This is a genomic window from Okeania sp. SIO2F4 (assembly GCF_010672385.1).
Classification (GTDB): Bacteria; Cyanobacteriota; Cyanobacteriia; order Cyanobacteriales; family Microcoleaceae; genus Trichodesmium.
On sequence record NZ_JAAHGT010000379.1, the window covers coordinates 1 to 8637 of the forward strand.

Consider the following 8637-nt stretch of genomic DNA (forward strand, 5'->3'; position numbering starts at 1 on the left):
AGCTAATTCTTTAGCATCATCTTTCACCTTTACCACTGCTTCTTTCATATAACGGTGGGTACTGCGAGAAATTCTTTCAGTGACAATTTTAGCAGTATTTTTACCACTACCCAATAATTTGCCAGTAGTTCGGTCTGTATAAAACAGTTGTAAAATACCCTTTTGAATAAATTCTATAGAGCGGGTTGGAGTACCTTCATCGTCAAAAGGACAACTAAATGGTCCTTCTTCTGGTTGTTGAGAAATAGTAATTTGCTTATTAGTGACAAGTTCCCCTAGACGATCGCTCCAAGGAGAAGCACCTTCTAGTACCTGTTTGCCGTTCAGAGCTAGTGATATGGTACTCCATAATAAGTCTGCGGCTTTAGCTGTAAATAAAATAGGTAGTCTACCACTAGGGGACGCCACATTATTTTGTGCCCAATTTAATCGTTGTAAGATTCGGTAGGCGACTTTCTTCGGGTCGAGGCTATTTCTTTGGATTTGACCATCAGATATATTTAAGAAGTCGTCACCTCTTACCCAATCAGCTTCTACATAACCACTTAAAGTTGTATCTATATGATTACAATCTAGTCCTAATGAATTAATCAAACGGGTAGATTCAATTTCACAATCCCATTCTCCGTTACAAATCACATCTGGATAAAATTCTCGAATTAAGGCGATCGCCTCTTTGCCCCACTTTACCAGTTGTTCTACGGGTACAAATATCCCTTGGTTGGGATAATGGCGATTTTTGGCTTTCGAGGCTAGTTCAATATATTCTGGTTCATTCAAACTGCTGATAGAGATGGCTCTTTCTACTAAAGCTTTAGGTGTCACAGGTCCATGGGCTACAGCTAGACCTGGACGTCCATTTCGCCAAAGTCTTAGTGCTGTGCCTTCTGATTGGGTACTTTCTAGTTGCTTGAGTCTATTACTTTCAAAAAATATAGGCTGGGAGTGTGATTGCGCCTGAAATACTTCTGCTGCCTCAGCCCCTGCTTTGGCAGCTAGTTCTAGCAGTTGTTCTGCTAATTCGGTCATAACATTCTGTTTGGGATTTTTGATTTTGGACAATGGCATTGCTAGTAGGATTGTACCAATGTCCAGTACCCAAAGTTTAACTAAATCTTTTTCAGGAGGATGGGGAGTGTGGAAAGTGTGGGAAGTGTGGGAAGTGTCGGCAGTAGAGGGTCTGGAATATACCTAAGCTCTAATAAAAACTGACTTTCTTCCCACATATCCCTATTTAGCCCCAAAAATTCTACAGCTTTTCTCTCAGGACTTACGCAAAATATCAAAACATACACCATCTGTAGGGGAAATATCCCGTTTACCCGTACTATATATAGCGGTTTTGAGTAAGTTCTTTCCCTGTAAATCCTTTGAGATTTAATCAGGCTGTCCTAAATATTAATTTCTTGTAATAACCAAAAACCAGCAAATGATTCTGATTCTGGATTTGACTGTACTGCCAGAAAATGAACCTCTTTGGCCTTTGACTTGGCTTCAGAAAATCTTTTAGCTTCGGCAATAGTTGATGGATTACTCAGATTAGCTAAAATCCAAGAATCATCACCTCCAGTCTGTAGTAGTAATCTAGCTGCTGGGTTAGGACTAAATTTGATAAAAGCTAACTCTGACCCTGACATCCAAGCAGCTAAAGCTTGCGCCCTAGACGAATAGATAATCAAACCAGGAATAGGACAATTAGGTGCTATATTCATCATACTGAGGGGAAAAGCTTCTCCAAAATCAATATCCCACTCTGACATTTCTGCAAAAGCCCCAACTTCTAAACTAACAAATGTCCATTTTTCTCCAATTAAGGCATCTGGTAAAGGTTGTGGTACAGAATTCATATATTGAACGGAAGGATTTGTTCCTGGTTGATAACCGGGATAAGTCGGATAAACTTCTTCCATTCGTTGTTCTAGCCACTGGTTGAGTAAATAAGTGCGACGACTTAGGGCTGTAGGTATGGCCAGTTCTGCACAAGCTTTGGCGATCATGTTATTCATTTGGCGACGAAAGAAGCGTATTTTTTGAGGCGGTTCGGGAGCATCAGCGATCGCTTTTTCTATAGCATTTCGTAGCCAAATTGAGTTTACTTCTTGATTATTTGTAAACTCCGAGTAACGATACAAAGAGTCTGTCGGTTCATTAATGCCTACGGGACTTTGGCAAATTAATAGTTCCCAGAGTTTTTTTTGTCTGTCATCGAGTATTGGACGACTGTAGAAGTCTAGTTCCCAAATAGTGGCCATGCCTTGCTCTTGAATTTATTTTAAATCGGGTTAGTGATTATTCTCAAATTACCAGAGTTTGCAAAATTAAGATGAGAGCCAGGATGTTTTAATAATGATGTGAAAAATTAGGAACAGAATTTATCCCGCAGTATTCTAAAAGCTTATTATTAGGATAAGTAGGTAAGCACCAAATTTTAATGTAGTCGCAAACCTTGAGATTGCCTCCTTCCAGGAGTTCCAGTCGCAATGACATAGTTGTAAATTTTCCCACTTACCTACTTACTGAAAATAAAGGCATGAGTAAGTTAACCTTGACACTAAAACTACCCACACAGAAAGAAAAAAGAAAAAAATTTCTTTTTAGCCCATCGTCTTTTTTTGAACAATAGGTAATTATTACATAACTTACGCAAATGTACTACATATAGAGTCTAAAAACTATAACGTTATAGTTTTGAACGCTATATATATCGTCTCTGCGTAAGTCCTATATTAATTATTGAATTAATAGTTATTCACTCCTATATTAAAAAAGATGGAAGTACAGATGACAATTAATTTATACTGGAACCACAACTAATACTTCAGAGTTTTGTTTACGAAGCTCTAACCAACTTCCATAAGAGTGAGATAATTGAGAACGACTCAATAGGATTGACTCTAGGTCAGGCATTTCTTCGCGACAGTGGGGACAATACCAGTAAATACTATTATGACGTACATGACGGAGTAATTTTGTAGAGCAGCAAGGACAAGTGTGCATAATATACCTCAAATTTATTTGATAAACACATCGAAACTTCCAATAACTAACCCCTAACAAATAACTGATGATTTTAGATGAGGAATTAAAATCAGATTAAATTAGTTAAGACTTGTAACTGATCGATCTGAATCAGCAAAAAAAAAATCGCAAAAATTGTCTTGAAAAAAGTTCAAAAAATGTTACTTTAATTAACTGAGACCTTGGCTATCTGGCGAGTAAAGTCTGTAAAAACAGAATAAACCTAATACTATTAGTAGTTGAACAAGCCATGGAGCACAAGCAAAACCCCAGAAGAAACAAATTAATCCGGTTAATAAAGCTAAAACAAAGGATATATCTTCAGATGTGTGGTTATAAATCAATACGGCGGTTGCAGAAACAGTCAATAGAATGATATAAACTGATTGCATTTCCTACCTCCAAAGAAAAAATTTATATATCACTGTTAGGGCAAGTTGCTGACCTTACCAATTAAAGTTAATCGACAAATATGAAGAACTCGTGAAGATAGGGGAATTTGTCACAAAAGTTGATACTTCAATTTACATTTAGATAATTGTGAAGCTATTTGGGATTTTAATTCTTTAGTTTGTGAAGATAAGTAAATAAGCATGAGCTTAAAATATTCTCCATTTGGAACGATGGATGGGTTTCTATTTGGGATCGAGTGCCAAACTATCAAAGTTTATTTTGAAACTCAGCCTCATCTAAAAAATGAAGTAAGTATTTAGAAGCTTTTTGTTAAATGAAAGTTATAGTCGTTTAACTTAAGGATGAGACAAAAATAGGGTAAAATACTCAAATAGAATTGAGAGAATTGAGGATAGTTTAAAGAATGAGTTATAGTTTAGACTTAAGACAAAAAGTGATAGATTACGTAGAAAGCGGTGGGAAAATCACGAAAGCGGCGAAACTCTTTGGAATAGGAAGAGCATCTATATATAGATGGTTAGATAGGGAAGGGCTTGAAGCCACAAAGGTAAAGAATCGTCAGAGAAAACTAGATAGGAAAGAATTAGAAAAAGATCTAAAGGAAAATCCAGAAGCAAAACTAAAACTCATAGCAGAGAAATTTGGAGTCAGTACAACAGCAATTTGGGGTGCTCTGAAAAAAATTAAAATAACTAGAAAAAAAAAGAACTGCGTTATAGAGAATGTTTAGAAAAGAAAGAATAAAATATTATAGGGCCTTGATTAAATTAATAAAAATATATGGAAGTAAAAGTCTAGTATATATAGATGAATCAGGATTTGAAGAGGAAAGCAGTTGTATTTATGCTTGGTCAAAAAGAGGTAAGAAAATTTATGGAGACAAACAAGGAAAGGGAGGAAAAAGAGAAAACTTAGTAGCGGGGAGAAGAAAAACAAATGCATGACTTAATTGCCCCAATGATATTCACAGGAAGTTTAAATGCAGAAGGATTTGAAGGATGGTTATCATGCATATTTATTACCCTCAGCTCGAAATTCCTTCAGTATTAATTATGGATAATGCTCCAATCCATCGCCAAAATGTAAGAACGAGAAATGGTAGAAGAAACAGAGCATCAAGTAATATTTCTCCCAAAATATTCTCCTGATTTAAATAACATTGAACATGACTTGAGTGCATTAAAGAGAGCCAGAATGTATGCCCCTTCACATAAATCTTTAGATGAAATTATTCGTAATTATTGTATAGTTTAATGTCTCATTCTTGAATTAAATAACTATAAATCCTCATTTAGAGTTTGTTATACCTTATAAAAAAAAGATTGTTATAAATAATATTATATTTCCTTAAATACTTACAGTTTTATCGCTTGATTCAGTAATGTCAAAAATATCAGATAAAACTGTAATTTGGTATTGAGTTTAACGTTTGAGTAATTTCCGTAGGGTAAATATAATTTTTGACTACAAATAGAATTTTAAAAGTTCAGTAATATTACTATTGAAGCTTTTGTTTTTAATCTTTATGATGATATTAGAACATCTAAGATGACTGAATAAGTCATTAATTATAGATGCAAGTTTTAGATTTATCTAACAACATTTAAATCTCAATTAACTCATCAACCATGAAAGATCAATTAACTCAAACTAATGTAGCAAGACTTTTAGGAGTATCTTTTCAAAGGGTTCATACTCTCAGAATTAGGAATCGAATTAATTTTTTTTGGGATGTCAATTTAAAGTCTTGGGTAACATCACAAGAACATCTTCAGAAATATCTCAATCAGAGAGGAAAAAGAATAACTGTCTCAAGTTATAAATAATTATATATTCAACATAATTTCATATAAAATAGGGTGTTAAATAAAATAGCACCCTATTTTATATGAAATACATGAATGTTTGTTACCTTTCCTTGATAAGGAAATAGGGAAATGGGAAGATTCAAAATGTAAGGGTTTCAATAAATAATAGTGGGATAGTTTCTTCCTAATTCTCTGTTCCCTATTGTCTAAAACGTAGAATTTTGTATCTCAGCAGCATGGCAATTGCTATATCAAGTTTTATGTTAATTAAGAAAGAGGTAGTGGATAATATTGACTTTGGGCGATGGAAAGCCAACAAAAAAGTTTGAGTGCCACTAAGAATGCAGCAATTTGATGCAAAATCATAGTAAATAGTCTATTAAATGGACTTACCGAATAATTAATAATTATTAATTATTAATTAAATAATTCACCCTTTAAAGCCTCCCCTTTCAAGGGGAAAAAGCGGTCGTTTGCGGAGCATTCCGTTAGGATGGGATGGCGAGGTCTCCTCGCCATATCCAATCGACCAAGACAGCGGTCGGAAAGCGGAGCATTCCGAAGGATGGGATGGCGAGGTCTCCGTTCCCTCCGGGACGCTACGCGTTTCATGTCGCGCAGCGAAACGCCATATCCAATCGACCAAGAGAACGGTCGGAAAGCGGAGCATGGAGTAGGATGGGATGCTGAGGAAACCTAGCCATATCCAATCGACCAAGAGAACGGTCGGAAAGCGGAGCATGGAGTAGGATGGGATGCTGAGGAAACCTAGCCATATCCAATCACCAATGGGAGAAAAGTGCTAGGATATTTCCTTATATTCAATTCCCTCGCGGTTTTAACCAGAGGTAATTATCCATTAATGAAAGCAGTTTTTAGGAAAGTGAGGTATAGTTAAAAATTAATCTTTATTAGCTCTACTCTGTTCCCAGATCCGGTGTTCCTTGTTCCCTAGAGAAATAATATTTTCTACCTTATCAGCTTACAGCAGTTTGCAAGTTTATCTATCCCAATTAAACGAAATAATTTTTCCAATTTTATTAGGAGGTTAAAACAACAGTTATGGGAAGTTTTTTATTGACTTGGTTGATGGCAACTATATCACTTTTAATCACAGCGTTTGTTGTACCTGGTGTAAGAATTGATAGTATTCCTGCTGCTGCAGTTGCAGCGATTGTTTTAGGATTAGTCAATGCGATAGTTAAACCAGTTTTAACTGTTCTAACTTTGCCTCTTACAATTCTTAGTTTGGGGTTATTTTTGTTAGTCGTAAATGGTATTTCTCTTTCATTAGCAGGATATTTTACTCCTGGTTTGGAAGTAGATGGTTTTTGGCCTGCAGTTATTGGAGCAATTGTTTTATCTCTGGTTTCTAGTTTTATTGGTGGATTTGTTAATAAACCAGAAGAATCTGAAAATCTTTAATTTTTGGTATTGGTGAAATAAGGAATAAAGTTCTTCTGGTCGTAAGATTGATAGTAAGAAAAAAAAGCTGTTTTAAATACTTATTTCTGATTCCTAAAAATCATACAATCATTGACCAACGCCTAATTGTTAGTTATACCTAAGACACTAAATGTATCAGTGAATAAAAAAAAGGAAATAGAGAGTAAGAAGCAAGAGAGAGAGGCAAGAATAGACAACTGTTGCCTGTGATAAAATAGTCTGGAAATATTGACTAAGATACAGCTATTTCTCAAATATTAGGGACTTTTGATATTAGGCATGAATGTAACATGGCAATCTTAAAGTTTGAATATTTTCTTGACAAATACTTTCTAGCTTATTTAGATAATTCAGAGTTCTTTTTTAGGGATTCTGAATTTTTTCTCTCTCCAGTTACTCCTGATAAATCCGATTATAAAAGGGAACCATAACCAATATCTTTCCATTGGAGTCAAAAACCAACTGTTATCTCCGGCAATTTGTCTGTATGGTAAAACAAAATAAATAAGTGCTGATAAAGTTACCAACTTTGTACCTAAATTTCTAGTTACTACAGCAAAAGGAATTAACCAAGTAAAATACCAAGAATGAACTATTGGAGATAAAGTTAATAATATAAAAAAATAGGATTCGGCAAAGTTAACAAATTTATGAATATTCCAGATTAAAATTCCCACTCCTAGAACCACTGGAATCCCATAAATCCAATTATATTGTGTTGATTTTGCCCAAATCAAGCTAACTAAATAGGGAATAAATTCAGCACTACGACCTTTAACAACAAAATTTGAACTGGTAGGAATCAGCGAACATTTTCCAGGTTCACAAAAACTCATAGCAGCAATGCACATTGGCAATAAACTAACTAATAATAAAAAACCTACTTGTTTGATTTTACGATACAAGATATTCCCAGTTAATTTGCTACAAGCTAATTTTAATTTCTGTTCTCTGTTTGCTAAATTGTTAGTTTGATCTAATTCATTAATTTGCCAAATCCTATCAGTATTATGCTGCTGTTTATCTAATATTTTCTGCCAAACTACAAAGGATAAAATTGGTAATGACATCCATTTAATCGCGACACTTATACCAATTAAAAAACTACTCCAATACCAACGATTATTATCAAAAGCTAACCATGCTGCTACTAATGGTAAGATAAACCAACTGTCATAATGAGCCCCTCCAGCAAAGGAGTAAATAATTAAAGGATTCCAAGCATAAATTATGGTTTTTTCTAGGGTAAATTTTCTACTTAATAACCAACAAATTCCTAAGTCAGCTAAGATAAAAGCTAACTTAAATATTAATACTGATGGGTTAATTGCTGCTAAAAATCGAAATCCTAATTGACTTAAAGGTGGATAAATAGCAGAAGTATCAGAATTATTAATTAATGACCACCATTCTGTTCGATAGGGAATTAATTCTATCGCATTTGGAGCGAATTCATAAGGACTAATACCTAAGTTTTGAATGTAACCTTCCCACAAATAACGCCAAACATCACTCCATGGTTCCATGGGAATTAATATTAGTCTAGCTAGGATAGTAATGCTCCAAAACCAGACATAATTAATTGATTTAATTGCCCAGGAAATTATAAATCCTAAACTTATTATGCTAATACCAATCCAAAATTTGTGTACTGTATCAGCTTCCTGAAAATCACCATAAGGAATTATGAAAATTGCTCCTGCTAAGATAAAAATTGAACTTAGTAGCAACGGCAGATTTTTCCTAGTAATTGGATTGATCTTTACTTTTTCCATTTGTTGATATTTTGCTGCATTTTTATGATTTTTTACACAGTTCTGCAAATTTGTATTATAACCAAACTCATGGATAGATAATTACAGTAGAATGGTAAGTATTCAGCCGTCAGCTATTAGCTATAGCAATCCGCCCATAGGTTGTGGCAAAATTCCATACTCAAAAAGTTTTGGGA

At 34.5% G+C, this 8637-nt stretch carries 7 protein-coding genes and 1 pseudogene; 3 read left to right on the forward strand and 5 right to left on the reverse strand.

Going from position 1 to position 8637, the window contains the following annotated elements:
• The 4 genes from F6K22_RS22055 to F6K22_RS22070 all read right to left on the reverse strand — a co-directional run.
• The coding region (locus F6K22_RS22055) for a TldD/PmbA family protein (RefSeq protein WP_375340188.1) at nt 1-1068 on the reverse strand (1068 nt) is incomplete at its 3' end.
• Between the two features lie 323 nt (nt 1069-1391).
• On the reverse strand, nt 1392-2252 hold the full coding sequence (locus tag F6K22_RS22060) for a Tab2/Atab2 family RNA-binding protein (RefSeq protein ID WP_293102718.1): 861 nt from the start codon (nt 2250-2252) through the stop codon (nt 1392-1394).
• A 541-nt stretch (nt 2253-2793) separates the two neighbouring features.
• Nucleotides 2794-2997, reverse strand: a complete 204-nt coding sequence (locus F6K22_RS22065; protein WP_293102721.1) for an eL43 family ribosomal protein — start codon at nt 2995-2997, stop codon at nt 2794-2796.
• 191 nt (nt 2998-3188) lie between these two features.
• Nucleotides 3189-3410: a hypothetical protein gene (locus F6K22_RS22070; RefSeq protein WP_293102723.1), complete on the reverse strand. Its 222-nt coding sequence runs from the start codon at nt 3408-3410 to the stop codon at nt 3189-3191.
• A 425-nt stretch (nt 3411-3835) separates the two neighbouring features.
• Between F6K22_RS22070 and F6K22_RS22075 the strand changes: the two are divergent.
• The 3 genes and pseudogenes from F6K22_RS22075 (at nt 3836) to F6K22_RS22085 (ending at nt 6665) form a co-directional block, all read left to right on the forward strand.
• Nucleotides 3836-4686 (forward strand): annotated as a pseudogene (locus tag F6K22_RS22075) (IS630 family transposase).
• Nucleotides 4687-5060: 374 nt separating this feature from the next.
• Nucleotides 5061-5258, forward strand: coding sequence for a hypothetical protein (locus tag F6K22_RS22080; RefSeq protein WP_293102726.1), 198 nt, complete (start codon nt 5061-5063; stop codon nt 5256-5258).
• A 1044-nt stretch (nt 5259-6302) separates the two neighbouring features.
• Nucleotides 6303-6665: a phage holin family protein gene (locus F6K22_RS22085; protein ID WP_293102729.1), complete on the forward strand. Its 363-nt coding sequence runs from the start codon at nt 6303-6305 to the stop codon at nt 6663-6665.
• A 371-nt stretch (nt 6666-7036) separates the two neighbouring features.
• On the opposite strand, the gene F6K22_RS22090 is transcribed toward F6K22_RS22085, so the two are convergent.
• Nucleotides 7037-8509 carry an MptA/MptB family glycosyltransferase gene (locus F6K22_RS22090; RefSeq protein ID WP_293102732.1) on the reverse strand — a complete coding sequence of 491 codons (1473 nt, stop codon included), beginning with the start codon at nt 8507-8509 and terminating at the stop codon, nt 7037-7039.
• Between the last annotated feature and the right edge of the window lie 128 nt (nt 8510-8637).